Annotated in this window: 29 protein-coding genes; 17 read left to right on the top strand and 12 right to left on the bottom strand. The window is 71.9% G+C overall.

Going from position 1 to position 25,182, the window contains the following annotated elements; translation table 11 throughout:
- Nucleotide 1: 1 nt before the first annotated feature.
- The 10 genes from ACIQMJ_RS06850 to ACIQMJ_RS06805 form a co-directional block, all read right to left on the bottom strand.
- Nucleotides 2–799, bottom strand: a complete 798-nt coding sequence (locus ACIQMJ_RS06850; RefSeq protein ID WP_499759987.1) for an ESX secretion-associated protein EspG — start codon at nucleotides 797–799, stop codon at nucleotides 2–4.
- The gene (locus ACIQMJ_RS06845; RefSeq protein ID WP_499759986.1) at nucleotides 796–2,355 is read right to left on the bottom strand and encodes a hypothetical protein; all 1,560 of its coding nucleotides are present in this window, start codon (nucleotides 2,353–2,355) and stop codon (nucleotides 796–798) included. The genes ACIQMJ_RS06850 and ACIQMJ_RS06845 overlap by 4 nt, the downstream gene beginning before the upstream one ends.
- A gap of 19 nt (nucleotides 2,356–2,374) precedes the next feature.
- A complete protein-coding gene (locus ACIQMJ_RS06840) occupies nucleotides 2,375–2,914 on the bottom strand; it encodes a DUF3558 family protein (RefSeq protein ID WP_499759985.1) in 540 nt (179 codons plus the stop codon).
- Nucleotides 2,915–2,927: 13 nt separating this feature from the next.
- Nucleotides 2,928–3,296: a hypothetical protein gene (locus tag ACIQMJ_RS06835; RefSeq protein ID WP_499759984.1), complete on the bottom strand. Its 369-nt coding sequence runs from the start codon at nucleotides 3,294–3,296 to the stop codon at nucleotides 2,928–2,930.
- Between the two features lie 197 nt (nucleotides 3,297–3,493).
- Complete coding sequence (gene pstB / locus ACIQMJ_RS06830) at nucleotides 3,494–4,270, bottom strand: phosphate ABC transporter ATP-binding protein PstB (RefSeq protein ID WP_141980105.1); 777 nt, start codon at nucleotides 4,268–4,270, stop codon at nucleotides 3,494–3,496.
- 10 nt (nucleotides 4,271–4,280) lie between these two features.
- On the bottom strand, nucleotides 4,281–5,195 hold the full coding sequence (gene pstA, locus ACIQMJ_RS06825) for a phosphate ABC transporter permease PstA (protein ID WP_499759983.1): 915 nt from the start codon (nucleotides 5,193–5,195) through the stop codon (nucleotides 4,281–4,283).
- The gene (gene pstC / locus ACIQMJ_RS06820; RefSeq protein ID WP_499759982.1) at nucleotides 5,192–6,247 is read right to left on the bottom strand and encodes a phosphate ABC transporter permease subunit PstC; all 1,056 of its coding nucleotides are present in this window, start codon (nucleotides 6,245–6,247) and stop codon (nucleotides 5,192–5,194) included. The genes pstA and pstC overlap by 4 nt, the downstream gene beginning before the upstream one ends.
- A gap of 34 nt (nucleotides 6,248–6,281) precedes the next feature.
- Entirely contained in the window at nucleotides 6,282–7,403 is a 1,122-nt protein-coding gene (pstS, locus tag ACIQMJ_RS06815) for a phosphate ABC transporter substrate-binding protein PstS (RefSeq protein ID WP_499759981.1), read from the bottom strand.
- 194 nt (nucleotides 7,404–7,597) lie between these two features.
- Nucleotides 7,598–8,476 carry a mycothiol synthase gene (gene mshD / locus ACIQMJ_RS06810; RefSeq protein ID WP_499759980.1) on the bottom strand — a complete coding sequence of 293 codons (879 nt, stop codon included), beginning with the start codon at nucleotides 8,474–8,476 and terminating at the stop codon, nucleotides 7,598–7,600.
- A 148-nt stretch (nucleotides 8,477–8,624) separates the two neighbouring features.
- A complete protein-coding gene (locus ACIQMJ_RS06805) occupies nucleotides 8,625–9,380 on the bottom strand; it encodes a winged helix-turn-helix domain-containing protein (RefSeq protein ID WP_499759979.1) in 756 nt (251 codons plus the stop codon).
- A gap of 229 nt (nucleotides 9,381–9,609) precedes the next feature.
- Here ACIQMJ_RS06805 and ACIQMJ_RS06800 point away from each other — a divergent pair, with 229 nt between their 5' ends.
- The 11 genes from ACIQMJ_RS06800 (at nucleotide 9,610) to ACIQMJ_RS06750 (ending at nucleotide 18,578) form a co-directional block, all read left to right on the top strand.
- Complete coding sequence (locus ACIQMJ_RS06800) at nucleotides 9,610–10,308, top strand: alpha/beta hydrolase family protein (protein WP_499759978.1); 699 nt, start codon at nucleotides 9,610–9,612, stop codon at nucleotides 10,306–10,308.
- Nucleotides 10,305–11,108, top strand: coding sequence for an LmeA family phospholipid-binding protein (locus ACIQMJ_RS06795; RefSeq protein ID WP_387485609.1), 804 nt, complete (start codon nucleotides 10,305–10,307; stop codon nucleotides 11,106–11,108). Before ACIQMJ_RS06800 ends, ACIQMJ_RS06795 begins: the two co-directional genes overlap by 4 nt.
- Nucleotide 11,109: 1 nt before the next feature.
- Nucleotides 11,110–11,535 (top strand): TlpA family protein disulfide reductase, encoded by a 426-nt coding sequence (locus ACIQMJ_RS06790; protein ID WP_499759977.1) that lies wholly within the window; start codon nucleotides 11,110–11,112, stop codon nucleotides 11,533–11,535.
- Nucleotides 11,536–11,601: 66 nt separating this feature from the next.
- Nucleotides 11,602–11,679 carry a putative leader peptide gene (locus tag ACIQMJ_RS06785; protein ID WP_360462167.1) on the top strand — a complete coding sequence of 26 codons (78 nt, stop codon included), beginning with the start codon at nucleotides 11,602–11,604 and terminating at the stop codon, nucleotides 11,677–11,679.
- A gap of 105 nt (nucleotides 11,680–11,784) precedes the next feature.
- The gene (locus ACIQMJ_RS06780) at nucleotides 11,785–12,240 is read left to right on the top strand and encodes a DUF4395 domain-containing protein (protein ID WP_499759976.1); all 456 of its coding nucleotides are present in this window, start codon (nucleotides 11,785–11,787) and stop codon (nucleotides 12,238–12,240) included.
- A gap of 41 nt (nucleotides 12,241–12,281) precedes the next feature.
- Nucleotides 12,282–13,127 (top strand): sulfurtransferase, encoded by an 846-nt coding sequence (locus ACIQMJ_RS06775; RefSeq protein ID WP_499759975.1) that lies wholly within the window; start codon nucleotides 12,282–12,284, stop codon nucleotides 13,125–13,127.
- Nucleotides 13,128–13,129: 2 nt separating this feature from the next.
- On the top strand, nucleotides 13,130–13,432 hold the full coding sequence (locus ACIQMJ_RS06770; protein ID WP_499759974.1) for a DUF1416 domain-containing protein: 303 nt from the start codon (nucleotides 13,130–13,132) through the stop codon (nucleotides 13,430–13,432).
- Between the two features lie 220 nt (nucleotides 13,433–13,652).
- Complete coding sequence (locus ACIQMJ_RS06765) at nucleotides 13,653–14,288, top strand: heme-binding beta-barrel domain-containing protein (protein WP_499759973.1); 636 nt, start codon at nucleotides 13,653–13,655, stop codon at nucleotides 14,286–14,288.
- A 71-nt stretch (nucleotides 14,289–14,359) separates the two neighbouring features.
- Entirely contained in the window at nucleotides 14,360–14,965 is a 606-nt protein-coding gene (locus tag ACIQMJ_RS06760) for a 5-oxoprolinase subunit B family protein (RefSeq protein ID WP_499759972.1), read from the top strand.
- A gap of 77 nt (nucleotides 14,966–15,042) precedes the next feature.
- On the top strand, nucleotides 15,043–15,885 hold the full coding sequence (locus tag ACIQMJ_RS06755) for a 5-oxoprolinase subunit C family protein (protein WP_499760264.1): 843 nt from the start codon (nucleotides 15,043–15,045) through the stop codon (nucleotides 15,883–15,885).
- A 131-nt stretch (nucleotides 15,886–16,016) separates the two neighbouring features.
- Nucleotides 16,017–18,578, top strand: a complete 2,562-nt coding sequence (locus ACIQMJ_RS06750; protein ID WP_499759971.1) for a glycosyl hydrolase family 18 protein — start codon at nucleotides 16,017–16,019, stop codon at nucleotides 18,576–18,578.
- Between the two features lie 142 nt (nucleotides 18,579–18,720).
- Here ACIQMJ_RS06750 and ACIQMJ_RS06745 read toward each other — a convergent pair whose 3' ends face one another.
- Nucleotides 18,721–19,563: an aminodeoxychorismate lyase gene (locus ACIQMJ_RS06745; RefSeq protein ID WP_499759970.1), complete on the bottom strand. Its 843-nt coding sequence runs from the start codon at nucleotides 19,561–19,563 to the stop codon at nucleotides 18,721–18,723.
- 34 nt (nucleotides 19,564–19,597) lie between these two features.
- Here ACIQMJ_RS06745 and ACIQMJ_RS06740 point away from each other — a divergent pair, with 34 nt between their 5' ends.
- From ACIQMJ_RS06740 to ACIQMJ_RS06720, 5 genes are all read left to right on the top strand, one after another.
- A complete protein-coding gene (locus ACIQMJ_RS06740) occupies nucleotides 19,598–20,047 on the top strand; it encodes a Fur family transcriptional regulator (RefSeq protein WP_499759969.1) in 450 nt (149 codons plus the stop codon).
- Nucleotides 20,044–21,135, top strand: a complete 1,092-nt coding sequence (gene ygfZ, locus ACIQMJ_RS06735; protein ID WP_499759968.1) for a CAF17-like 4Fe-4S cluster assembly/insertion protein YgfZ — start codon at nucleotides 20,044–20,046, stop codon at nucleotides 21,133–21,135. Before ACIQMJ_RS06740 ends, ygfZ begins: the two co-directional genes overlap by 4 nt.
- A gap of 103 nt (nucleotides 21,136–21,238) precedes the next feature.
- The gene (locus ACIQMJ_RS06730) at nucleotides 21,239–22,087 is read left to right on the top strand and encodes a beta-keto acid cleavage family enzyme (protein WP_499759967.1); all 849 of its coding nucleotides are present in this window, start codon (nucleotides 21,239–21,241) and stop codon (nucleotides 22,085–22,087) included.
- 60 nt (nucleotides 22,088–22,147) lie between these two features.
- Complete coding sequence (locus tag ACIQMJ_RS06725) at nucleotides 22,148–22,729, top strand: RsiG family protein (RefSeq protein ID WP_141980087.1); 582 nt, start codon at nucleotides 22,148–22,150, stop codon at nucleotides 22,727–22,729.
- A 46-nt stretch (nucleotides 22,730–22,775) separates the two neighbouring features.
- Nucleotides 22,776–23,972 (top strand): MFS transporter, encoded by a 1,197-nt coding sequence (locus ACIQMJ_RS06720; RefSeq protein WP_499759966.1) that lies wholly within the window; start codon nucleotides 22,776–22,778, stop codon nucleotides 23,970–23,972.
- Here the strand turns inward: ACIQMJ_RS06720 and ACIQMJ_RS06715 are convergent.
- Nucleotides 23,925–24,806: a DUF8083 family protein gene (locus tag ACIQMJ_RS06715; RefSeq protein ID WP_499759965.1), complete on the bottom strand. Its 882-nt coding sequence runs from the start codon at nucleotides 24,804–24,806 to the stop codon at nucleotides 23,925–23,927. The two genes, ACIQMJ_RS06720 and ACIQMJ_RS06715, sit on opposite strands and share 48 nt — an antisense overlap.
- A gap of 162 nt (nucleotides 24,807–24,968) precedes the next feature.
- Between ACIQMJ_RS06715 and ACIQMJ_RS06710 the strand changes: the two genes are divergently transcribed.
- On the top strand, nucleotides 24,969–25,154 hold the full coding sequence (locus tag ACIQMJ_RS06710; RefSeq protein WP_123745067.1) for a DUF3073 domain-containing protein: 186 nt from the start codon (nucleotides 24,969–24,971) through the stop codon (nucleotides 25,152–25,154).
- Nucleotides 25,155–25,182: the final 28 nt, after the last annotated feature.

The following is a 25,182-nucleotide window of genomic DNA, read 5'->3' as shown; positions in this document are numbered from 1 at the left end:
CCTAGGCGAGCAGGCCGTTCAGCTCCTGCGCGAGCTGGGCGGCGATGCGCGCGTTGTCGGCGGGGGCGTGGGTGAGCCACTTCTGGCCGTCCTGCCCCTGCCGCGTCTGCGACAGGTAGCGGCCCTGGTCGTTGTCGAACCAGGCGACCTGCGGCGCGCGCTGCTCCCGGCCGTGCCTGCCGCGCACCGTGACGCCGAACTGGCCGGCGCGCAGCCGCGGCCGTTCGAACACCGCTTCCAACGCGCGGACCTGCGTGGCCGCCGACGAGCGCGGCGCCATGGCCCGGGTGAAGGTGGCGTTGCCGAAATCGTCGTCGCGGCGCGGTGGCGGCGGTGGCGCGGACGTCGGCACCGGCACGGTGATCGACTGGCCGGGGCCGGGCCGTGACGGCGGGACGAGGTCCACGATCGCGCGCAGCAGCGCGGGGGCGCGCAGCACGTCGACCTTGATCTGCCGGTCGTCCATCACGGCGAGCGCCGCGTTTCCCCCGGCCGCGCCGCCGCGCGCCAGCAGCTGGCGCTCGACGTGGCGCGCGTCCAGGGACGCGATCGCGGTGAGGCAGTAGTCGAAGCGGACCAGCAGGGTGAGCGCTTCCTCCACCTCGGGCGCGACCCGGCCGCGGTGGGCCAGGCCGCGCGACTCGAGGTCGCGGTAGACGGCGTTGCGGATGCCGCGCCGCTCGTCGAACGTCTGCCCGAGGTAGGGGAACTCGAACGGGTAGGGGCGGCTGCCGAGCTTCAGGTCCTCCCAGAGCATGTCGGCCGCCGCGAAGGACAGGGCGAACGAGAACACGCTCACCCGCCGATGACCGGCGGAGCGACCATGGTGCCGTCACCGAAGACGTCCTCGGTCTCCACCAGGTAGGACGCGGCCTTGTGCTCCTTGTCCTCCTCGCCCTGGCCACGTCCGGCGCCGGCGCCCATGCCACCGGCGCCCATGCCGCCCGCGCCACCGCGGCCCGCCGCGCCCGCGCCACCGAGGCCGCCGCTGCCGCCCGGCCCGAAGCCGCCCGCGCCGGTCCGACCCGCCTCGCCCAGCGTGCCCGCGCTGCCGCCGGGTCCGAAGCCGCCCAGGCCACCGCGACCGGCCGCGGCCATGCCGCCGGGACCGCCACCGGGGCCACCGCCGAAGCCGCGGCCACCGGGACCGCCGCCGGGGCCCCGGCCGGGACCGTTCGGCATGCCCGGGGGACGTCCGCCGGGCGGGGTCGTCGGCCGCTGGTTGGGCCCGGTGCCCGGCGGGTAGATGCCGGGCGGGTAGGGGCCGCCGCCGGGGCCGGGGATGTTCGTGTTGCCGCCGCCACCGGGGAGACCACCGGGGCCGGGCAGGGTCGTGGTGCCGCCGCCGGGACCGTTCAAGCCGGACTGGTTGGTGTTGCCGCCGCCGCTGCCACTGCCCGTGCCGCCGCCACCACCGGGCACGCCGAGGTCGCCGAACCCGCTACCGCTGCCCGTGCCGTTCCCGTTGCCGCTGGGCACGGTCGGCCGGCTGCCGATCTGAGCGGTGCCGTTCTGCCCCGGGTCGCCGCTGCCGCCGGTGCCCTCCATCGGCGGGGGCGGCGAGAAGGCGGGCATGGTGGAGCCCGACTCCTGGAAGCTCGTCGACATGGTCGTCATGACCTCGGCCGCACGTTCGTGGGCCTGCTGCTTCTCCTCGAACTTCTGCTCGATCTGGTCGATCGTCTCGGCCCACTTGAACGGGTTGGGCTCGGAGAAGAACATCTTGTAGGCGTCGGCGGTGCTGAACTCGACCGGCTCCGGCATCGCGTTCTTCGCCTGCTCGGCCGCCGTGCTCTGGGTGTACAGCTTGTTGCCGGTGAGCTGCGCGCCCTGGGCGGCGTTGCCCGACCAGGTGGCGACGTTGGTGAAGTACCCCTGCGCCGACTCGGCCGCCGCGCCCTGCCAGGCGCCCTTGCTGGCCGCCGTGGCGCTGGTCAGGTTGGCCTGGAGCTCGGCCAGCGTGTTGCCGATCTTGGTCCACGCCTCGCCCTGCTCGTTGGCGGTGCTCGGGGCCATGTTCTGGGTGACCATGTCCTTGAGCGCCTTGTGGTCGTAGGCGAGGTAGTGCGAGCCCGGCGGCGACAGCGGCGGGCGGTAGTTCTCGACCACCTGCTCCAGCTGCTGCTCCTGCGTGGACTGGTACTGCGCCGACTGCTGCTTGTAGCGCAGGTAGTCGTCGAGCGTCGTGATGGCGCCGAAGATGCCGGGGTTGGCGGCGCGCTCGCGCTCGTACTCGGCACGCAGCTCGGCCTCGGTCTGCCCCGCGTAGGTGACCTGGGTCGCCTGGTTGCTGCTCTGCGGCGGCAGCGAGTTGGACGGCGGCCCGTACGGCGGCTGCGTGTTCGGCGGCGTCACGACGTTCTCCCCCCTCGGGTTACTTGGGCAGCTTCGGTTCGATCGCGGTGGCGACCTTGGTCGCCGCTTCGCAAGCCTCGTCCAACGAGGCGTTCGCGGAGGCTCCCACGTCCACCCTGGACGTCGGCGTCACTTCAATGGCGACCAGGCACGAGTTCTTCGTGGTCGGGGTTTTGACGAGCTTGCCCTTGCGCGAGCCGACGGGGATGTCCGACTTCTCGCCGCCGACAGCCTCGTCGATCCCGAGTTCCGGGTGTGCCGCCAGCGAGAACGACACGGTCGAGGAGTAGTTGGCAAGACAGGTGTCGCCGCCCTCTTCCTCGATCCCGGTCAGGTTCAGCTGCGCGGCGACCGAGTTGAGGACCGCACACGGATCGAAGTCCGCCAACGCGTCGCCACCGGTGGACGGCTTCGTGCTCGTGGTGGTCTTCGACGTCTGCTCCGTGGACGTGGAACCAGTGGGACCCGGCGTGGGGGTTCCGTCGGTCGTGCACCCGGTGGCCACCGCGCCCAGCACCGCCAGCGCCAGCACGACGCGAGTCGACAATCCCTTGATCAACTGTCTTCCACCCTCAGTAGCGTTTGTAGGTGCTCGCGTTCGAGCCGTCGACCTCGCGATAGTTCTCGATCGCCTTCTGCAGCGCCAGCCGAGCCTCTTCCAACGCGGTCTGCAACTGTTCCACGGCGGGGATGATGCCGGTGGTGCCCGCCCCACCCTGCACGCTTTCCTGGTTGTAGCGTGCCATGGCGGTGCCGTCAGGGCTCGTGCCCAGCTTCGTCTCCTGGGAGAGCTTGATCAGGTACGCGTCCATCTTGCGGAGGTCCTGCTGGGCCGCGTCGATGGCCTTCAGGTACTCCTGGGCGCCGTCCTGGCTGATGGCGAACGAGCCCGACTCGGCGGCCTGCTTCAGGCCCACCATGCCGGCCGTCATCGCCTGCATGGACTGTGCGCTCCACGCACCTTCCGCCGCCACGGTTACCCCCTGCGAGTCTGCCGATCCCAACCGTCACGGTACCTCCGAAAGGAGGACCCTGTCTCGATTTTGACGGTAGGGGCGACACCTCGGTTCCCCCTGTCACCCGAACGCGCGGAGGCCCTCCCACCGCAGGTGGAAGGGCCTCCGGGACAAGCGCCGGATCAGCCGAAACGGCCCGAGATGTAGTCCTCGGTCGCCTTCTGGCTCGGGTTGGAGAAGATCTTCTCCGTGTCGTCCACCTCGATCAGCCGACCGGGCTGGCCGACACCCAGCAGGTTGAAGAACGCGGTCTGGTCGCTGACCCGCGCCGCCTGCTGCATGTTGTGGGTCACGATGACGATCGTGTACTCCTTCTTCAGCTCCGTGATCAGGTCCTCGATCGCGAGCGTGGAGATGGGGTCCAGCGCCGAGCACGGCTCGTCCATCAGCAGCACGTCCGGCTGCACGGCGATCGCCCGCGCGATGCACAGCCGCTGCTGCTGACCGCCGGACAGGCCGCCGCCGGGGCGGTCGAGGCGGTCCTTGACCTCGTTCCACAGGTTCGCCCCGCGCAACGACCGCTCGGCCACCTCGTCGAGCTTCTTCTTGTTCCGCTCGCCCGCGAGCTTCAGGCCCGCCACCACGTTGTCCCGGATGGACATCGTCGGGAACGGGTTGGGGCGCTGGAACACCATGCCGATGGTCCGGCGCACCTGCACCGGGTCGACGGAGGACGCGTAGATGTCCTCGCCGTCGAGCAGCACGGTGCCCTCCACCCGGGCGCCGGGCGCCACCTCGTGCATGCGGTTCAACGACCGCAGCACGGTGGACTTCCCGCAGCCGGACGGGCCGATGAACGCCGTCACGTTCTTCGGCGGCACGGCGAGCGAGACACCGTCCACGGCGTGGAACTTGCCGTAGTACAGGTTCAGGTCTTTCACGTCGATGCGCTTGGCCATGACCGCCCGCTCACTTCGTCTTCGGAGCCAGCCACCGCGAGATCACGGTCGCCAGCAGGTTGAACAGCGTGATGATGATGACCAGGGTGATCGCCGCACCCCAGATCCGCTCGAAACCGGCCTGCGTCGGGTTGTTCCGCTCCGACGTCATGAGCAGCGGCAGCGACGCCATCGGCCCTTCGAACAGGTTGTAGTTGATGTAGGGCGCGTACGCGGCCAGCACGAGCACCGGCGCGGTCTCGCCCATGACGCGGGCCAGGGCCAGCATGATGCCGGTGATGATGCCGGACAGCGCGGTCGGGATGACGACCTTCACGATCGTCTTCCACTTCGGGATGCCGAGCGCGTAGGACGCCTCGCGCAGCTCGTCCGGCACGATCTTCAGCATCTCCTCGGTGGTCCGCACGATCACCGGCACCATCAGCAGCACCAGCGCGAGGGACACCGCGAACCCGCTGCGGCCGAAGCCGAAGTAGGTGATCCACAGCGTGTAGACGAACAGCGCGGCCACGATGGACGGCACACCGGTGAGGATGTCGACCATGAACGTGGTGGCCTTGGACAGCTTGGACCGGCCGCCGTACTCCACCAGGTACACGCCGACGAACAGGCCGATCGGCACGGACAGCACGCCGCACACCAGGCCCTGCACCAGCGTGCCGTAGATCGCGTGGTAGACGCCGCCGCCCTGCTGGCGGCCCAGCAGGCCGGACAGCGACTTCTGCCACCAGTCGCCGTCGAGCACGACCGGGAAACCGCGCTGGACCACGACCCACAGCACCCAGATCAGGGGCACGATCGCGACGAGGAACGCCCCGTACACCAGCACGGTGGCGATGCCGTTCTTGAGCTTGCGCGTGCCGCTGACGCTCTGGAACGTCGGCGGCGTGGCGAGGCGGTTCAGGTCCGCCGTGTCGGTCGTCATTCGTACTCCTTGTGACCGGCGACGATGGACCGGGCGAGGGCGTTGACGCCGAAGGTGAGGACGAACAGCACCAGGCCGGCGGCGATGTAGGCGCCCGCCGTGCGCGGGTCGTTGAACTCGGGCGCGGCCAGCGCGATCTTGGACGCGAACGTCGCACCGCCGTCGAACAGGCTCCACGCGAACGCGGCGCCCGTGCCGCTGAGGATGATCGTCAGGGCGATCGTCTCGCCGAGGGCGCGGCCGAGGCCGAGCATGGAGGCGCTGACGTAGCCCGCCTTGCCGAACGGCAGCACGGTGGTGCGCACGACCTCCCACTTGGTGGCGCCGAGCGCGATGGCGCCTTCCACGTGGGTGACCGGCGTGCGGTCGAACACCTCGCGGCTGACCGCGGTGATGATCGGCAGGATCATCACCGCCAGCACGATGCCGGCGGTGAAGATGGTGCCGCCGAGCTCGATGCTGACGTTGCCCTTGGCGAACAGCGGGATCCAGCCGAGCGACGAGGTCAGCCACTCGCCGATCGGGGTGAGCACCGGGCCGAGCACGAGCAGGCCCCACAGGCCGAAGATGATCGACGGCACGGCGGCCAGCAGGTCGATGACGTAGGCGAACGGCCGGGCGAGCCGGCGCGGCGCGTACTGGGTGAGGAACAGCGCGATGCCCAGGGCGATCGGCATCGCGATGACCAGCGCGAACGCGGACGACACCACGGTGACCAGGAGCAGGTCGAGGATGCCGTAGCGCATGTCGTTGACGTCGCCGGTGGACCACTCGCGGCTGGTCAGGAAGTTGACCTTGTCCAGCGCGAGCGAGGGGATGGCCTGGAGCAGCAGGAAGACGCCGATCGCCGCGATCAGGACCACGATGAAGATGCCCGACCCCGTGGCCAGGCTTGCGAAGATCCGGTCACCCGGCCGGACGTGGGTCTTCTGGTCGGCTTCCGTGGTCGGGGGAATCGGAGCCTCCGAGTCGGGTCGAGCAGCCGGAACGCCCGCGCGGGCACCGGTCGTGCCGGTGCCCGCGGGGCGCGGGGCCACAGTGCGGTCGTTCATCGCGATGGCGTTCCCGGGACGCGTGCCGGCCTGGTCAGGCGATGGCCTTGATGGCGGTCAGCAGCTTCTCCTGGAAGGCCGTCGGCAGCGGAGCGTAGCCCGCGTCCGCCAGGCCGTCCTGGCCAGTCGTGGCCGCGACGGTGAGGAACGCCTTGACCGCCTTCGCGGTGTCGGCGTCGTAGCCCTTGGAGCAGACGATCTCGTAGGTGGCCAGCAGCAGCGGGTAGGCGCCCGCGGTGGTGGAGCCGTAGATCGAGTTCAGGTCGAGGACCAGGTCGTTGCCGGTGCCCTTGATGGTGGCGCCGTCGATGGCCTTGCCGACCGTCTCGTCGTTCAGCTCGACCGGGCCGGAGCCGTTGTCGATCTTGGCCAGGGACAGCTTGTTGTCCTGCGCGAACGACAGCTCGACGTAGGTGATGGCGCCGTCGACCGAACCCGCGGCCTGCGCGACACCGGCGGACTTCTCCTTGGCCTCGCCGACACCGCCCTTGAACTGCTTGCCCTCGCCCTGGGTCCACGCGCCCTTGGAGGCGGCGGTCAGGTACTTCTGGAAGTTGTCCGTCGTGCCGGACTCGTCCGAGCGGTAGACGACCTTGATGTCCTTGTCCGGCAGCGACGCGCCGCTGTTCAGCGCCGCGATGGCCGGGTCGTTCCACTTCTTGATGCCGCCGTTGAAGATCTTGGCGGTCACCTCGCCGTTGAGGACCAGGTCCTTGACGCCCTCGAGCTTGTAGCCCAGCGCGACCGGGCCGAACACCAGCGGCAGGTTCCACGCCGGGTTGCCCTTGCAGCGCTCGGCCGCCGCGGCGACCTCGCCCTTGCTCTCCGACAGCGGCGAGTCGGAGCCGCCGAAGTCGACCTGGGCGGCGTTGAACTGCTTGACGCCCGCGCCGGAGCCGGAGGCGTTGTAGGCGAGGTCGGAGCCCGGGCACTTCGCCTGGTAAGCCTGGATGAACGTGGCGATCGCGTTCTGCTGCGCGGAAGAGCCCTCGGCGCTCAGCTTCGACTTGCCACCGCACTCGACGGGGACCGACGAGTCGCCGGCCGCCGACGTCGAGCCCGCGCCGGGGGCGTTGTTGTCGCTGCCACACGCGGTGAGCAGAAGCGCACCGGCCGTGATCAGGCCCAGTACGGCGCCGTGTCGCTTGGTCTTCACCTGGGAGTCCTCCAGCTACGGAAGCGGGTTTCGCGGCGAAGCCCCGCCGCTCGACACGGACGGTAGGTAGCGATGGTGGACAGGCACCCAGGAGAAGGTGAACGACGGGTGAACATGACACGGGAAGTGACCGAGTACACCGCCTTTTGGGTGTCCCGTGACCAGCACGTTTGCGGGGCGTGATGGGTTTGTCACTACCGGGCGTATTGGACGTCCGAGTCCCAGCGGGTGAAGCCGAGCCGGTCGTACACGGCCAGCGCCGCGGCGTTGTCGGACTCGACGTACAGCATCACCTCGGTGAGCCCGGCGTCGCGCAGGTGCGCGAGACCGGCCAGGGTGATCGCCTTGCCGAGGCCGCCGCCCTGCGCGTCGGGGTCCACACCCACCACGTACACCTCGCCCAGCTCGGCGGTGTGCGCCTTGGTCCAGTGGAAGCCCAGCAGCCGCCCGTCACCGTCGACGGCCAGCAGGAACCCGGCCGGGTCGAACCAGGGCTGCTCCTCCTTCTGCCGCACGTCCTCGATGCTCATCGCGCTCTGCTCGGGGTGCCACGCGAACGCCCGGTGGTTGACGTAGACGACGGCCGCCTCGTCCCGGCCGGGCACGAACGGGCGCAGCTCCACGCCGTCGGGCAGCACGGGCGCGGGCAGGTCGGCGTCCAGGGGGCGGCGCAGCCGCAGCAGCTCGCGGACCTTGCGGTAGCCGAGCTTGGCGGCCAGGGCCCCGGCGCCGGGGTGCCCGCCGTGCGACCAGACGCGCAGGGGCTTGGCGCGGTCGGCGACCGCTTCGACCAGCGCCGCGCCGTGACCGCGGCGGCGGTGGTCGGGGTGCACGGCCAGCTCCGCGACCTCGTTGCCGTCGGAGTCGCCGAAGACGTCCAGGTGCAGGTAGCCGACCAGCGTTTCGCCGTCACGGGCGAGCAGGTGCCGGCTGCCGTGCGCGTCGGGGCGCAGGCGCAGGATCACGGCTTCGCCGACGGGGGCGACACCGTCGGCGGCTTGGGCGGCCCCGAGCAGACCGGAGACCTCGTCGGCCTGCTCGGGGGACAACACGTCGAACCAGGTCAGATCCACACGGAAAACCTAACGGAGGGAGACCCGCGAGGCCGCGTCGGTCGCTCGGGGCTCGTTCTCCGGCGATCACGCTCTTCGATCGCCGGAGGATCAGGCGCGAGCGACCGACTTCCAGGCGACCTCGCCGCCGTCTGCGGAGCAGCGGCGATCAGGCGCGGTAGATCAGTTCGGCGTCGTCGATCGTGGTCTCGGGCGCGTCGATCGCGTGGTCCACGCGGCGGGCGCTGCCCGGGCGCGGGGGGCGCACGAACTTGTAGCCCACGTTGCGCACGGTGCCGATGAGGGACTCGTGCTCGGGGCCCAGCTTGGCGCGCAGCCGCCGGACGTGCACGTCCACCGTGCGGGTGCCGCCGAAGAAGTCGTAGCCCCACACCTCCTGGAGCAGCTGCGCGCGGGTGAACACGCGGCCCGCGTGCTGGGCCAGGTACTTGAGGAGCTCGAACTCCTTGTAGGTCAGGTCGAGCGGGCGGCCGCGCAGGCGGGCGGTGTAGGTGGCCTCGTCGATGACCAGCTCGCCGAGCTGCAACGAGCCGTCGCCGCCGGGCTGCGTGGTGCCGCGCCGCGAGCGCACCAGGCGCAGCCGGGCGTCCACCTCGGCCGGGCCGGAGGTGGGCAGCAGGATCTCGTCGACGCTCCAGTCGGAGTTGACCGCGACCAGGCCGCCCTCGGTGACGACGGCCACCACGGGCACGTCCACGCCGCTGGAGTCGAGCAGGCGGCACAGGCTGCGCGCGCCCACCAGGTCGGTCCTCGCGTCGACCAGGACGATGTCGTGCGGGCCGGCTTCCAGCAGCGCGGAGACCTCCGGGCGCAGCGGGCGCACCTCGTGCGGGAGGAGCGACAGCGCGGGCAGGACCGCCTCGGGGTCGGAGTCGGTGGTCAGCAGCAGCACATCGATACTCATCGCGGCGCCCTCTCGTTCGGCCGGTGCTTGGTCACCGACCAGGCACAGGCGAAGTACGGTGACCGGGCCCCGTTGCCTGCGGATGACGGAGACAATACCGGTGCACACGACGAAAGACCCAGGTCAGCAGGACAGGGTCACAGTTGTTTCCACAAGCGTCACGCGTGTTACATCGACGTCACACGACGCTGTCCGCCTGCACGGCGTGCACGTGAGATCGACACCGGCTGTGACGGACCTCGCATTCGTGGTCGGTCACGGCTTCACCAACCACGTCCGCAAGCCCTTCGTGTCCCGGGTGCTGCACCGCTTCGCCCGGCACGGCGGGGTCGTCGCGCTGGACTTCCGCGGCCACGGCCGCTCCGGCGGGCTGTCCACCGTGGGCGGCGACGAGGTCCACGACCTCGCCGCCGGCGTCGCGCTGGCCCGCGAGCTCGGCTACCGGCGGGTGGCGACCGTCGGCTTCTCCATGGGCGCGTCCGTCGCCCTGCGCCACGCGGGCCTGCACGACGACCGCCCGGACGCGGTGGCGGCGGTCAGCGCGCCGTCGCGCTGGTGGGTCCGCGACACGGTGGCCATGCGCCGCGTGCACTGGCTGCTCGAACAGCCGCACGGCAGGCTCGCCGCCCGCGCGCTGGGCGTGCGCCTCGGCCCGCCGTGGCGGACCGTGCCGGAGAGCCCGCTGGAGGTGGTGCACCGCATCACCCCGACCCCGCTGCTCATCGTGCACGGTGAGCAGGACCACTACTTCGGCCCCGCGCACGCCGTCGCGCTGCACCGCGCGGCGGGCGGCGCGGCGGAGCTGTGGCTGGAACCCGGTGTGCGGCACGCCGAGTCGTCGATGACCCCCGCGCTGGTGGACCGGATCGCGACCTGGCTGGACGACCGCACGCAGCACCCGACCGACCGGACAGAGAGCAGGCGATGACCGCGATGACCGAGACCGACCGCCGCCGTCCCGCGCGCGGCCGCAAGCTGATCATCGCCGCGCTCGTGGTGGGCGGGCTGCTGGTGGCCGCCGACTTCGCGCTGGCCGCGATCGGCGAGTACCAGGTCGCGCAGAAGATGCGGGAGAAGTTCGGGCTGAGCGAGGACCCGTCGGTCCGGATCAACGGCTTCCCGTTCATCACCCAGGCGATCGGCGGCGACTACCGCGACATCGAGATCAGCGCGACCGGCGTGCCCGTGCGCGACCAGCTGCGCGACCTGGAGATCCGGGCGAACCTCAAGCACACCCGCATCGGCCTGTCCGACCTGCTGGCGGGCAACACGCGCGGCGCGAAGATCGACCAGGTGCTGGGCAGCGTCAAGATCAAGGCCAACGACCTGAACCGGGTGGTCAACCAGGTCACGCCGTTCACCGACATGACGATCGAGCCGGACAAGCGCACCCGGGTGACCGACGGGCAGCCCGACCCGACGGTCGCGGCGGTGAAGCTGTCCGGCAAGACCAAGGTCGCGGGCCGCGACCTGCGCATCACCGCCTACGGCACGGTGTCGCTGGTCAACGGTCAGGTGATGATCGCGGTGAACGACGTCGAGCTGGACGACGTGGCGCTGGACGGGCTGGACGCGGTGCTCGGCGTGGTGCGCGAGGCGTTGAGCGTGACCATCGACCCGGGCGCGCTGCCCTTCACCGTGACGCCGACCGCCGTCAAGGTGGAGAGCGGCGCGTTCACGCTGGAAGGCGCGATCAACGACATCCTCCTCGACCAGGGCGGCAGCTGAGATGACCGGGGCGTGGGCGTTGCTGGGCGCGGTCGCGGTGGTCGCCGCGGTCGCCTTGGTGCTGCGGGCGCGGGAAGGCCGGGTGCGCGTGGCCAAGGAGCACACCGGGTTGCCCGCGCCCGTGCGCGAGCTGCTGGACCCGGACACCCCGGTCACGCTGGTGCAGCTCTCCACGACGTTCTGCGCCAACTGCCGGCAGACCCGGACCGTGCTGGAGGAGCTCGCCGACCGCACCGAGGGGCTGCGGCACGTCGAGCTCGACGTGACGGACCTGCCGGAGGTCGCCGCGACGCTCGGGGTGCTGCGGGCGCCGACGACGCTGGCGCTGGCGCCGTCCGGCGCGGAACTGCTGCGCGTCGGCGGGATCCCGAAGCCGGACACGCTCATCGCGGCTTTGCGCCCCCATCTGCCTGGACCGTTCGGGTGAACCTGGGCATTCCCACGAGTTGGACGCCACTCCCGACAGCAGGGACGAGCGGCTACGCTCGATCCCATGACCACGCTGCTGACCAAGCGACTCGCGGTGGACCTGTGCCGCGTGCGCAGCAGCCTGTGTCGCGCGGCGCGCTGACCGGGCGGTCCCCGGCGGCCCGCGCGCCCCTTGACGGCGCGTGCGTCTGCCCCTAACAACCGCCTGAGACGGACTGCCAGTCTTGTCCACCGTCAGGAGGTCGCCGTGCCTTTAGATGCCACCGCCACCAAGGACGCGCCGGTCGACCCTCGTGGGCCGCGGTTCAGCGCCTGGATCACCACCGCCATCCTGGCGGTCGTCCTGCTGACCGGGTCGTGGCGGCTGCTGGCCGCCCAGACCGTGCTGTTCGCGATGTGCGCGTTCATCTCGCTCAAGCTCAACCCGTGGGGGCACGTCTACCGGTTCGCCGTGCAGCCGAGGCTGGAGCCGACGACCGAGCGCGAGGAAGCCGCCCCGCTGCGGTTCGCGCAGGGCGTCGGGTTCGTCTTCGCGCTGACCGGCACGATCGGCTACGCCACCGGCCTCACCGCGCTCGGGGTCGTCGCGACGTCCGCGGCCCTGGTCGCCGCGCTGCTCAACGCCGCGGTCGGCCTGTGCCTGGGCTGCGAGATGTTCCTGCTCCTGCGCCGCTACGCACCCGCCCTCGCCCGAACCCAGTGACACCACCGTCGCAGTAAGAAACAAGAAATTGGAGCAGCTCGATGAGCCGTGAAGACGTCCTGGTCTCGGCCGCGTGGTCCGAGGAGAACCTCAACGCGCCCGGCGTGGTGTTCGTGGAGGTGGACGAGGACACCACCGCCTACGACGGGGGTCACATCCCGGGTGCGGTCCGGATCGACTGGAGGACCGAGCTGCAGGACCCGGTGCGGCGCGACTTCGTCGACCGCGAGGGCTTCGAGAAGCTGCTGTCCGCCAAGGGCATCTCCAACGACGACACGGTCATCCTCTACGGCGGCAACAACAACTGGTTCGCCGCCTACGCGTACTGGTACTTCAAGCTGTACGGCCACGACGCGGTGAAGCTGCTCGACGGCGGCCGCAAGAAGTGGGAGCTCGACGGCCGCCCGCTGGACAAGGAGCAGGTCGAGCGCCCGGAGACCGAGTACAAGGCCCAGGAGCAGAACCTGGCGCTGCGCGCGTTCCGCGACGAGGTCGTGGACGCGATCGGCAAGAAGAACCTGGTCGACGTGCGCTCGCCGGACGAGTTCTCCGGCAAGCTCCTCGCGCCCGCCCACCTGCCGCAGGAGCAGGCGCAGCGCGCCGGCCACATCCCCAGCGCGATCAACGTGCCGTGGAGCAAGGCGGCCAACGAGGACGGCACGTTCAAGTCGAACGAGGAGCTGGCCGAGATCTACGGCGAGGCCGGGTTCGACGGCTCCCGCAAGACGATCGCCTACTGCCGCATCGGCGAGCGCTCGTCGCACACGTGGTTCGCGCTGCACGAGCTGCTCGGCCACGAGGACGTGAAGAACTACGACGGTTCCTGGACCGAGTACGGCTCGCTGGTCGGCGTGCCGGTCGAGCTCGGCAGCGGCAAGGAGGGCTGATCATGAGCTTGGACGGTTGCGGCGCGCCCCAGCAGGGCGTGGACATCCAGGTCGGCGCGAACGAGGTCGTGCTGACGGGCAAGGTCCGGTCCGAGGGCGCCCCGGTCGGCGGCGCGTTCGTGCGCCTGCTGGACGCCTCGGGCGAGTTCACCGCCGAGGTCGTGTCCTCGGCCGACGGCGACTTCCGGTTCTTCGCCGCGCCGGGCACGTGGACCATCCGCGCGCTGCACCGGTCCGGCAACGGGCAGGCGTCGGTCCAGGCGGACGGGCCGGGCGTGCACCCGGTCGAGGTCGCGGTGGCCTGAGGCCGCACATCCCGTTCGGACCCGGGGAGCGCACGGGCTGCCCCCGGCGCTACCCCCTCGCCGACCCCGGTGGCGTTCGCCACCGGGGTCGGCGGCTTTCCGGGTCGGACGCCTAGACTGGACGGGTGGAACACTTCTTCACAGGACTGCTGGTGCTCGTGTCCCTGCTGGTCGTGTGGTTCGCCGGGTACGTGGTGTACCGCCTGTTCTCCGACCAGCGGTGAGCGGCAACGGGCCCGTTCCGGGCAGTGGTGACGAGGCCGTGCGGGCCGCCGCCGCGCGCGCCGAGGTGACGGGCGTGCGCAACCTGCCGCAGTTCGACGACCTGCCGATCCCGGCGGACACGGCGAACCTGCGCTCCGGTCCTTCGCTGCACGACGCGTGCCTGGCGCTGCTGCCGCTGGTCGGCGTGTGGCGCGGCGAGGGCGAGGTCGTGTACCCGACGATCGACGGCCCGTTCCGGTACGCGCAGCAGGTCACGTTCGCGCACGACGGCCGGCCGTTCCTCTACTACGAGGCCCGGGCGTGGCTGCTGGACGAGAACGGCGGCGTGATCCGCCAGGCGGCGCGCGAGACGGGGTTCTGGCGGCCCCAGCCGGACGACACGATCGAGGTGCTGCTCACGCACAACACCGGGATCATGGAGCTGTACTACGGCAAGCCGCTCAACCAGACCTCGTGGGAGTTCGTGACGGACGCGGTGGTGCGCACGGCGACCGCCAAGGAGGTCACCGGCGCGCAGCGGCTGTACGGCATCGTCAACAACGGCGACCTGGCGTACGTCGAGGAGCGGGCCATGGTCGGCCAACCGCTCCAGACGCACATCTCGGCGCAGCTGAAGCGCATCGTCGGCTGAGCAGGCCGTGCGCGGCCCCGCAGCCGCTGCCGCCGGTGGATTGTTCAACAATCCTCATCTAGGCTGTCCCCATGCAGCTGCGGCGTTGCGGCACGGACGGCGTGCTCGTCGAGGTGGACTCGCTGGGCGAGGTGGAGGCCGTGCGCGCCGCGCTCGCGGCGGCGCGGCTGCCGGACGTGGTCGAGCTGGTCCCGGCGGCCCGCACCGTCCTGGTCGTCACCAGGCCGGGCGGCGTGCCCGCCGTGCGCGAGGTGCTGGCCGCCGTCGACCCGGTCGACCACCCCGCGGTCGCCGGCGACGAGGTCGTGATCGAGGTCCACTACGACGGCCCGGACCTCGACCTGGTCGCCGAGACCGCGGGCCTGACCGCGGCCGAGGTGGTCGCCCTGCACACCGGCGCGGACTACCGGGTCGCGTTCTGCGGCTTCGCGCCCGGTTTCGCCTACCTGACCGGGCTGCCCGAGCCGCTGCGCCAACCGCGCCTGGACTCGCCGCGCACCAAGGTCCCGGCGGGTTCGGTGGGCGTGGCGGGCGAGTTCACCGCCGCCTACCCCCGCGCCACGCCCGGCGGCTGGCGGCTCATCGGCCGGACCGACGCGCCGCTGTTCGACCCTCGCCGCCCCACCCCGGCGCTGCTCACGCCGGGCGACCGCGTCCGCTTCGAGGCCGCCCGATGACACCCGAGAGTCCTACGTCCAGCGCCCGAGAGTCCTACGCCCAGGACCCCCGAGTTCAACGCCCGCGCACGTTGACCGTGCTCCGCACCGGCCCGCAGGCCCTGGTCCAGGACCTCGGCCGCCCCGGTCACGCGCACCTGGGCGTCCCGCCGTCGGGCGCGCTGGACACCCGCTCGGCGACGCTGGCCAACCGCCTGGTCGGCAACCCCGAGGACGCCGCCTGCCTCGAAGTCCTCCTCGGCGGCCTGTCCCTGCGCGCCAACGCCTCCTGCACCGTCGCCGTCACCGGCCCGTCGACGTCCGTGCTGGTCAACGGCCTCTCCCGCGACTCACCGCTGCACCTGACCCCCGGCGACACCCTCACCCTCGGCACGCCCCGGACCGGCCTGCGCAACTACGTCGCGGTGTCCGGCGGCATCACCGTCCCGGCCGACCTGGGCAGCCGGTCCACCGACCTGCTCTCCGGCCTCGGCCCGGCCCCGCTGCGCCCCGACGACGAACTGCCCCTGGGCGACCCGACCGGCGTGCCGGTGGGCGTGGACGTGCTGGTCCCGGCGCACGTCCCGGACGACCTCGTGGTGCCCGTCCTCCTCGGCCCCCGGGACGACTGGTTCGACGACCCGGCCCGCGCGCTGCGCGCGGGCCGCTGGACGGTGTCCGACCGGAGCAACCGCGTCGGCGTCCGCCTCACCGGCACCGCGCTGGACCGCGCCGCGCACCGGGCGGGGCAGGAGCTGCCGAGCGAGGGCCTGGTCACGGGCGCGGTGCAGGTCCCGGCCGACGGGCGGCCCGTCGTGTTCCTCGCCGACCACCCGACGACCGGCGGCTACCCGGTGATCGGCGTGGTCGCGGCGCGCGCGCTGCCGCTGCTCGGCCAGGCCCGGCCGGGTACCCGGCTGCGCTTCGACCCGCAGGGCTGAACGGACGCAATTGGTCTAGACCCATTGTCAACGCCCGCCGCACGACCTACGTTCGGAGGAGTTCCGGGAAAGACCGGCACGACCAGGCCGCCGTGGTTCTCGACTGTCCCTGTATCGAGAGGCACACCCTGATGCGCCGACCAGTCATCGCGCTCGTGGCCTTCCTCCTGGCCACCGCAGCGCTGTCCGCACCGGCCGCCGCGGCGACCGGCCTGACCGCCGCGTTCAGCAGGTCCGGCACGACCGGCACGTTCGTGGTCACCAACCCGACGACCTCCGCCATCTCCGGCTGGACGATCAAGTTCGACCTGCCCGCGGGCGTCACCGTCAGCGGCGCGCAGCACGCCACCACCACGCAGAGCGGCACGCGGGTGACCCTGACGCCCGCGTTCTACATCGGCACGATCCAGGCGGGCCGCACCACCGACCCGTACAGCCCCACGGTCACGCTCAGCCAGGCCGTCGACCCGACGACGTGCACGATCAACGGCGCGAACTGCGACGGCAGCGGCCCACCGCCACCACCGCCCGCGCCGACCACGGCCGACTTCAGCACCACGGGTTCGACCGGCAAGTTCGTGGTCAACAACAACACCGACGCGGTGCTCGCCGACTGGTCGATCACCTTCACCCTGCCCGCCGGCGTCACGGCGAGCGGCGCGCAGCACGCCACGCTCAGCCAGACCGGGGCCACCGTCACGCTCAACCCGGTGCACTACAACCGCAGCGTGGGCGCACGCCGTTCCACCGAGCCGTACAGCCCGACGTTCACGCTGAGCCGGGCCGCCGAACCGGTCACGTGCCGGGTGAACAACGCCAACTGCGACGGCACCCCCGACACGCCGCCCACCCCGCCGTCCACCCTGCACTCACCGGTGAAGACCACCAGGACCGTCTCGCTGGCGTGGACCGCCTCCACCCCCGGCTCGCTGCCGATCGCCGGGTACGAGGTCTACAACGGCTCCGCCCTGGCCACCTCGGTCACGTCCACCAGCGCGACCGTCACCGGCCTCACCCCGAACACCGCCTACAGCTTCACCGTCAAGGCCAAGGACACCAAGGGCACGTTGTCCGCGGCGTCCAACGCCCTGGCGGTGACCACCAACAACCCCGCCGACGACGCCCAGCCGCCGACCGCACCGGCGAACCTGCGCGCCACCGCCAAGGACGCCGGCAGCGTCACGCTCAGCTGGGACGCCTCCACCGACAACCGGGGCGTGGCCGACTACGACGTCTACCAGGGCGCGACGGTGAAGGCGACCGTCACCGGCACCACCGCCCGCGTCGACGGCCTGTCACCGTCCACCTCGTACACCTTCTCCGTGCGCGCCCGCGACCTCTACGACAACGTGTCGGCCGCGAGCAACGCGATCACCGCGTCCACCGCCGACCTCGTCGCCGGCTACGCGCGGGTCGGGTACTTCGTGCAGTGGGGCATCTACGGCCGCCAGTACTTCGTGAAGAACCTGGACACCAGCGGCACGGCGGCCAAGCTGACCCACCTGAACTACGCGTTCGGCAACATCGACCCGGTCAACCTGACCTGCCTGCACGGCGTCACCAAGGGCACGTCGCCGAACCCGCAGGACCCCGACCAGGGCGACGGCGCGGGTGACGCGGAAGCCGACTACAGCAGGCCGTTCGGCGCGGCGCAGTCCGTGGACGGCGTCGGCGACACCGGCTGGGAACCGCTGCGCGGCAACTACAACCAGCTGCGCAAGCTCAAGGCCAAGCACCCGCACCTGAAGGTGCTGATCTCGCTGGGCGGCTGGACCTACTCCAAGTACTTCTCCGACGTCGCGGCCACGGACGCGGCGCGGAAGAAGTTCGTCAAGTCCTGCCTGGACGTCTACATCAGGGGCAACCTGCCGGTGTACAACGCGGCGGGCGGGCCGGGCACGGCGGCGGGCATCTTCGACGGCATCGACCTGGACTGGGAGTGGCCGGGCGCGGAGGGTCACGCGGGCAACCACATCGGTCCGAACGACAAGCGGAACAACACGCTGCTGATCGAGGAGTTCCGGCGACAGCTCGACGAGCTGAGCCGCGAGACGGGCAAGCGCTACGACCTGACCGCGTTCACCCCGGCGGACCCGGCGAAGATCGAGGCCGGCTGGGACCTGCCCGAGGTGGCGAAGTCCCTGGACGTCTTCAACGTGCAGGGCTACGACTTCCACGGCGCGGGCAGCGACAACTCGTGGGAGCCCAACCGCACCGGCCACCAGGGCAACCTGCACGCCGACGCGGACGACCCGTACTCGTTCCACTTCAGCGTGGAGAACGCGGTGAACGCGTACACGTCGGTGGGCGTGAACCCGCGCAAGATCACCATCGGGCTGGCGTTCTACGGGCGCGGCTGGCAGGGCGTCCAGGCCGGTGCGAAGAACGGCGAGTGGCAGTCGGCCACCGGCGCCGCGCCGGGTCAGTTCGCCGAGGAGGCGGGCACGCGCGGCTACTCGAACCTGCTGGCGAGCGTGCCGGGCTGCACGGTCCACCACGACGAGGCCGCCGTGGCCACGTCCTGCTTCACCGGCAACGGCGGGCAGTGGTGGACGTTCGACGACGTGTGGGCGATCCAGAAGAAGACCGCGTGGCTCAAGCAGCGCGGCCTGCTCGGCGCGATGATCTGGGAGATGTCCGGCGACACCGCGGGCGGCACCCTGATCAACGCCGTGGACACCGGACTGAGGTAGGGCCGACACCCCGCGAGGTCGCGTCGGTCGTTCGCTCCCTCATTTCCCGGCGATCACGCTTTTCGATCGTCGGGAGCTCAGGGGGCGAACGACCGACTTCCGGGCGACCTCGCCGCCGTCTGCGGAGCAGCGGCCATCAGACTCAGTACTCCGACTCGTACAGGTCGGCCAGCCGCGCGTGCAGCTCCGCGGAGTCCGGCAGCGTCTTGCCGTCCAGCGTGTGCACGCGGGTGATCTTGCGGACGCTCGACACCAGGAACACGCCGTCCGCCGGGTACAGCTCCTCCACCGCGATCGGCCGCACCTCGACGGTCCAGCCCTCGCGCCCGGCGGCCCGGAACAGCGCGGCCTGCGTGGTGCCGGGCAGGATGCCCAGCTCGGCGGGCGGCGTGGTCAGCGTCCGGCCGCGCGCCATGATCAGCGTGGACGTCGGCCCCTCCAGCACCGCGCCGGACGACGTGGTGAACACGACCTCCGCCGCGCCACGCCGCTCGGCCTCGCGGATCGCGGCCATGTTCACCGCGTACGACAGCGACTTGGCGCCCAGCAGCAGCCACGGCGCGCGCTCCATCAGGCCCGGCTCGATCCCCCGGTCCAGGGTGACCGCGGCGATGCCGTCGGCGCGCTGCGCCATGACCTTCGGCGAGATGTCCATGCCCAGCGCGAAGCCGGTCGGCGTGCCGTCGCCGCCCTCGACGCCGCGGGTGTGCACGAGCTTGAGCGCGATCTCCGCGCCGCCCGTCCAGTTGTCCAGCACGAGGTCGACGGCCCGCTCGAACGCGGCCCGGTCCGGCTCGGGCAGGTCGAGCATGGCCGCCGAGCGGGCCAGCCGGTCCAGGTGCGGACCGAGTTCCCGGGGCTTGCCGCCGACGACGAGGACGGTCTCGAAGACGCCGTCGCCGCGCATCAGGCCGAAGTCGTCGACCCGGATCAGCGGGGCGTCGGGGTCGGCCAGCGTTCCGTCCAGTAGAGCGAGCACGCGCATACGGTGAGACTACTCACGGCCTACCATCGGAGCCGTGGACACCGCCGGCGCTCCGAAAGCCCTGCGCAAGACGCTGCACGAACGCGGCATGCGGATGACACCCCAGCGCCAGCTCGTGCTCGACGCCGTGCGCGACCTGGGCCACGCCACGCCCGAGCAGATCTGCCAGCGCGTCCAGGTCACCGCGCCCACGGTCAACATCACCACGGTCTACCGCACGCTGGACCTGCTGGACCGGCTCGGCCTGGTCCGGCACACCCACCTCGGCCACGGCGCGCCGAACTACTCGATCGACGCCCACGAGCACGTGCACCTGGTGTGCCACCGGTGCGGCCGGGTGGACGAGGTGCCGTGCGAGCTGCTGAACCCCCTCGGGGGAACACTGAGGGACGGGTACGGGTTCGAACTTGATGCGAGCCACCTCGCGCTGTCCGGCACGTGCCGCGAGTGCCTGACCCCGAGCGCCCCGAAGGAGTCCGAGTGAACTCACCGCTGTTGACCGCCCCCGGTGCGGTCGCCCCGTTCGCGGGCGCCCCCGACCAGGGCGTGCCGTGGCACTTCGGCGACCCGTTCGCCGAGCAGCGCTCGGCCGCGCGGTCGGTGGCGGTGTTCGACCGGTCGCACCGGGCCGTGCTCGCCGTGCCCGGTGACGACCGGTTGACCTGGCTGCACTCGCTGACCAGCCAGCACTTCACCGCGCTCGGCGAGGGCGAGGGCACCGAGACGCTGATCCTGGACGTCCAGGGGCGGGTCGAGCACCACGCCGTGGTGGCGAACATCGGCGGTGTCGCCTACCTCGACACCGAGGCGGACCGGGCGGCCGAGCTGCTGGCGTACCTGACCAAGATGGTGTTCTGGTCGAAGGTGGAGCCGCGCGACGCCACGGCGGAGCTGGCCGTGCTGACCGTCGTCGGCCCGGAGGCCGCGGGCCTGCTCGCCAAGCTGGACGTGCCGCTGCCCGCCGCCCCGCACGGCGTGGTCGCGCTGGGTGCCGGGTTCGCCCGCCGCATGCCGTGGCCCGGCCACGACGCGGTCGACCTGGTGGTGCCGCGCGGCGAGCTCACCGACTGGTGGGCCAGGCTCACCGACGCGGGCGCGCGGCCGGCCGGCAGCTGGGCGTTCGAGGCGCTGCGGGTGGAGTCGCTGCGGCCGAGGCTCGGCGTGGACACCGACGAGAAGACCATCCCGCACGAGGTGAACTGGATCGGCTCGGCCGTGCACCTCGACAAGGGCTGCTACCGGGGCCAGGAGACGGTGTCGAAGGTGCACAACGTCGGCCGCCCGCCGCGCCGGATGCTGCTGCTGCACCTGGACGGGTCGCGCGAGGTGCAGCCGGAGACCGGTGACCCGGTGCTCGTGGACGACCGCGTGGTCGGCCGGGTCGGCAGCGTCGCCCTGCACCACGAGCTCGGCACGATCGTGCTGGCGCTGGTCAAGCGGTCGGTGTCGCCGGAGACGGAGCTGCTGGTCGGCGCGGAGGACCGGCGCGTGCAGGCGCGGGTCGACCCGGACTCGGTGCCGCCGGACACCCCGGGCCTGGGCCGCGAGGCGGCGCGCAACCTCGGCCGCTGATCATCCGGACCGGAAAACCGGCCACCGCGCCTGCCTGCGGTTCCGGGCCGTCCGGGCACCGCTGAGGCGCTAGCCCGAACGGGTTCTGTGCCAGGATCACGACATGTCCCGACCCGGATCCCACGGCACGCTGCTCACCGTCGCCCCCACCGGGGCCGAGCACGCGAAGGCCGACGTGCCCCAGCTGCCGGTCACCCTGGAGGAGCTGGTCCGCACCGCGCAGGCGTGCGAGCAGGTCGGCGCGGCCATGGTGCACGTGCACATCCGCGGCGCCGACACCAAGCCGACGTTGGACCTCGGTCGGCTCAAGGAGACGGTCGCGGCGCTGCGCGAGCACACGAACCTGGTCGTGCAGCTGTCCACGGGCGGCGCGGTGACCGACCCGGAGGCCGACCGGCTCAGGGTGCTCGACGCCCTGCCCGACTCGGCGTCCTGCACCATGGGCACGGTGAACTTCGGCGACGACGTGTTCCTGAACCGCTGGGAGTTCGTGGTCGCGCTGCACAAGGGCATGCAGGAGCGGGGCATCGTCCCGGAGTACGAGATCTTCGACATCGGCCAGCTGGCGTCGCTGCGGCGGCTGCTGGACCAGCACGGGCTGCCCGCGGGCGGCAAGGTGCACGTCGACCTGGTGATGGGCGTGCCGGGCGGCATGCCGGGCGACGCGGAGACGCTGGTGGCGGCGTTGCGGCTGCTGCCGGAGGGCGCGTCGTTCTCGGCGACGGGCATCGGTCGGACCACGCTGCCGGTGATGCTGACGGCGCTGGCCGCCGGCGGTCACCTGCGGGTGGGCATGGAGGACACCATTTCGTACGCCAAGGGCCAACCGGTCCGCGACAACGCGCAACTGGTCGCGCGCGCGGCGGGGCTGGCGAAGATCGCCCAGCGACCGCCGCTGTCGCCCGCGGACGCGCGTGCCCTGCTGGGCGTGCGCAGTCCGGTACAGGTTTGAGACAACTTTGGAAGCAGGTTTGTGTTGGCGGGTGGACACGAACTACCTCAGGATGAGTACGTGATCGAGGTGCGTCCTGGCGGGCGCCGCCGTATCGACCGGGTGCTCGCCCCCGACTACGCGGAGGGGGTCGAGCGGCTCCCGCTCGCCGAGGTGCGCGCGTTGCGCGACGAGGCGGCGCAGGAGGAGACCGACCTGTCGTACCTGCGGCGGCTGCTGCACGCGCGCATCGACATCGTGCGGGCCGAGCAGGAGCGCCGCACGTCGGGCGGTTCGGCGGTGGTCGACCAGCTCGCGACGATCCTCGCGTCGAACGCCGTGGGGCCGGCGACGGGCCACGGGCGCTACCAGACGCAGGAGCCGTCCCGGGCGGAGGCGCACCGGCGGCACGTCGAGGCCCTGGTCTCCGACGTGGACCTGTCGGACGTGAGCGCGCTCTCGGACGACAAGCTGGACCTGGCGCTGCGGGTGTTCATCGGCGAGGAGGCTTCGGTGTCGGCGCGGCGGCGCGAGGTGCAGGCCGTGGTCGACCTGCTCAACGCCGAGATCGCCGGGCGGTACCAGAGCGGCAGCGCCTCGGTGGACGAGCTGCTGGCCGCCGAGCGCGGCTGGCCGGCCAACCCAGGGCGTTCCAAGGAATAGGATCACACTCCCGCCATGTGAACAGGCCGCCTAACGTGGCCGGTCGATGGCACAACAACGTTCGGCCTCGCCCCGATACCGCTGGGTCGTGCTCGCGGTCGGCGCGGTCGCGCAGGGCACCAACGCCGCGGTGTTCCTCGGCCTGCCCGCGATCACGCCGCAGCTGCGCGCCCACTTCGACCTGTCGCTGCCGCAGGTCGGGATGCTGCTCGGCGCGGTCAACCTGGGCACCATGCTCACCCTCGTGCTGTGGGGCGCGGCGGCCGACCGGCGCGGCGAGCGGCTGGTCATGGCCATCGGCGGCTTCGGCGCGGCCGGGTGCCTGGCGCTGGCGGCGTTCGACGGGCCCGTGGTGGCGGGGTTGGCGCTGGTCGGCGTGGGGTTGTTCGGCGCGAGCGTGAACGCGGCCAGCGGCCGGGCGGTGCTGACCTGGTTCCCCGCTCAGCGGCGCGGGTTCGCCATGGGCATCCGGCAGACCGCCACCCCGCTCGGCGCGGCCCTGGCCGCCGCGGTGCTGCCGGTGGTCGCGCTGCGCGCCGGCGTGCCGGTGGCGTTCCTGGTGCTGGCGGGCTTCACCGGGTTCGTCGCGATCGCCGTGGCGCTGTGGGTCCGGGAGCCGCCGTGGGCGGTGCGGTCCGGCCAGGGCAGGCACGGGGTCGTGCTGAAGGACCCGGCCCTGATCCGGCTCAGCGCGGCGAGCGGCCTGCTGGTCGTGCCGCAGTTCACCGCCGCCGCGCTCATGGTCGAGCTGCTGCACGACCACCGCGGCGTGGCCGTGGGACTGGCCGCCGGGCTGTTCGCCGCCGCCCAGGTCAGCGGCGGTGTCGGCCGCCTGGTCGTGGGCGTGTGGTCGGACCGCTCGGCCACCCGGGTCGGGCCGCTGAAGGTGCTGAGCGTGCTGATCGCGGTCGGGTTCGCGCTGTGCGCGGCGCTGGACCGGGCCCCGGTCGGGCTGCTGGCCGCGGTGCTCGTCCCGACCGCCGCGCTGGCGCTGTGCTGGAACGGCGTCGCGATCACCGCCGCGGGCGAGCTGGCGCCGCCCGGCCGCACCGGGATCGCCCTGGGCATGCAGAACACCGCCAACTACCTCAGCGCCACCGTCACGCCGCCGCTGGCCGGGTGGGTCGCGGTGGGCCTGGGGTGGCCCGCCGCCCTGCTGCTGGCCGCCGCGGCGGCCGTGGCCGCCCGCGTGCTGCTAGCCGTGCCGCTCCCGGCGCGCCAGCTCGCCCCAGAACTCCCGTAGCCGCTCGTACCGGAGGGCGACCTCCTCGGCGTCACCGGTCTCCAGCGCGTCCACGATCGCGTTGACGTCCGTCGCCGAGCTGTCCTCCAGCAGGTCCTGGTCGTCGATGAGCTGCACCAGGCCGCCGTAGTCGAGCTCGACGGCCGAGTCCGGCGCGAAGTGGTCGAGCCAGCGCCCGGTGTCGGCGAGCACCTTGGCCGGGCCCGCGTCACCCAGCGAGCCGGACACCACCCGGTGCGCCCTGGCGACCCGCGCGCGGGCGTCCGCCATGGACACCCGCCACGACACCTGCCGCTCCGGGTCGTCCTTCGGCGCCAGCACCACCCGCCGCGCCTCCGGCTCGACCAGCGCGAACCACGGCAGCGGCACCGTCCAGGTGGTGGAGATGACGTGCACCGCGCCCGCGGTCAGCTCGGCCATCACCGCCGACGCCCGCGACCGGATCGTCTCCGGCTCGACCGCCAGGGCCTCCTCGCGCAGCGGGCCGGTGGCCGTGGCGAGGAAGCCGACCAGCGCGGCGGCCGACCGGGCGCGCAGGTCCAGCGGGCAGACCAGGGGACCCGGGCCGACCTCTCCCGGCACCTCGGCGGGGCTGATGGTCATCACGTCGAACGGCGCGTCGGGCGCGACGCTGCCGTCCGACCGCTCACCGGGCAGGAGGCGGCGCGGCCGGGCCAGTTGTGATCGCAACCACAGCTCCCGTTCGCGCGCGCCGACGTCCGCACGGCTCAACGCCCCGTCTTCCAGGGCTTTCCGCACCTGATCCGCCAACGGTGCGTCAAGAGCCGACAGCGGTTCGTACACCCTGAGGTAGGCGACGAACGGTCGAGGCACCCGCGCATCCTCCCACGGTGAGATTTGGCGGTACGTGTCACGCCTACCGCGTCGCGGGGAACCCCTTCGACACGGTACGGTAGTTACCAGGAACTAGTTGTCGAGACGAGTGGGGCCGCCGTTCCCCCGGCCGCCCCCGTCCCTGTGCGAGGGGGTCGAGCCATGGGGCGCGGCCGAGCTAAGGCCAAGCAGACCAAGGTGGCGCGGGAGCTCAAATACAGCTCTCACAACATCGACGTCGACGCCTTGCAACGCGAGCTGTCCGGCGGCGAGTCCGCAGGTGTTCGCCGAAGCGAAGAACGCTTCGACGACCCGTCGGACGACGAATACGACGACTACCGTCGCTGACAGAAACAACACCCGCTGCTGAGGTTGG

The organism is Actinosynnema sp. NPDC091369 (genome assembly GCF_044757065.1).
Classification (GTDB): domain Bacteria; phylum Actinomycetota; class Actinomycetes; order Mycobacteriales; family Pseudonocardiaceae; genus Actinosynnema.
Note: the sequence above shows the minus strand (reverse complement) of the source record. Positions and strands in the feature narration are given on the sequence as shown.